Raw genomic sequence first — 982 nt, 5'->3', positions numbered from 1 at the left:
GCTCAAGATAACGAAGTCTGGCGCTCAATGGGTTTACGTCAATTTGTAACGGCGCGGCGAGCTGCGATCCACCGGGATCGCCTGGCGCTCAGCTCGCGTGGCGATAGCGCCGCGTCGGGTGGCCGCGCATGGCATCAATGTCAATGCCATCGAGCAGCCAGTGCAGCTGTTCGGTGTTCAGCTCGATCACCGTCTGCTCCCGTCGTGGCCAGACGAAATGGTCCTGCTCGAGGCGCCGTAACATCAGCCAGAAGCCAGCACGCTCGTAGAACAACAGTTTGACCCGGTTGCGTCTGCGATTGTGGAAGGTAAAGACGGCACGCGCAAATGGATCGAGCTGCATGGACTGCTCGACCAGCATCACCAGGCTGTTGATGCCCGCCCGGAAGTCGATCGGCTCGCGATGCACGAAGACCTTCAGGTCGGCCTCGAAGCGAAACATCAACGCGCTCCCAGTGCGGCAATCGTCGCGCGCACGAGTGCACTATCGTCAGCGCCACATTCCAGCTCAAGCGTCACGCCGTTAGGCAACTGGGCCGACAGCCGGGCAACGCGTGGCGAAAGACGTAAAGATCCGGATGGCGGGCAAGGTTGGGAAACGGGTGCGCCCGCCGTCACCATCGGCGTATCCGGGATTGCCACCACCGGAACGAACACTGACGCGGCGACATGCGTATCTTCTCTCGCAGCAGTATTTGACTGCTCATGCAAGCGAACCCATTTGTGCAACTGGTTGGCGTTCACCCCGGCCTTCAGGGCAAGCGCGGACAGCGATGTGCCCGGTTGGAGGCAGGCATCGATCAGCCGTTTCTTGTCTGTCGGGTCGAAGCTTCGCTTGCCCCCGGCACCAACACGCGTCACGCGCAGCGGTAAAAAGCTCAGGTCATCCTGTGTCATGGATTGCGTCCGCAAAATTAGGTTGCGGACGCAATCGTGACCCTCTTCAACATCAGAATCTAGGTGTGGAAAATTGCGCGCTTAC

2 protein-coding genes are annotated in these 982 nt (G+C 60.0%); both read right to left on the bottom strand.

All coding sequences use genetic code 11. The features are described from left to right. Positions 1 to 88 precede the first annotated feature (88 nt). Positions 89 to 442, bottom strand: a complete 354-nt coding sequence (tnpB, locus tag AB6809_RS36220) for an IS66 family insertion sequence element accessory protein TnpB (RefSeq protein WP_029971141.1) — start codon at positions 440 to 442, stop codon at positions 89 to 91. After that, positions 442 to 897 carry a transposase gene (locus tag AB6809_RS36215; RefSeq protein WP_029971142.1) on the bottom strand — a complete coding sequence of 152 codons (456 nt, stop codon included), beginning with the start codon at positions 895 to 897 and terminating at the stop codon, positions 442 to 444. The genes tnpB and AB6809_RS36215 overlap by 1 nt, the downstream gene beginning before the upstream one ends. Between the last annotated feature and the right edge of the window lie 85 nt (positions 898 to 982).

This window comes from Paraburkholderia sp. RCC_158, assembly GCF_041355255.1.
Classification (GTDB): Bacteria; Pseudomonadota; Gammaproteobacteria; order Burkholderiales; family Burkholderiaceae; genus Paraburkholderia; species Paraburkholderia graminis.
This window is presented reverse-complemented; position numbering and strand designations above follow the sequence as displayed.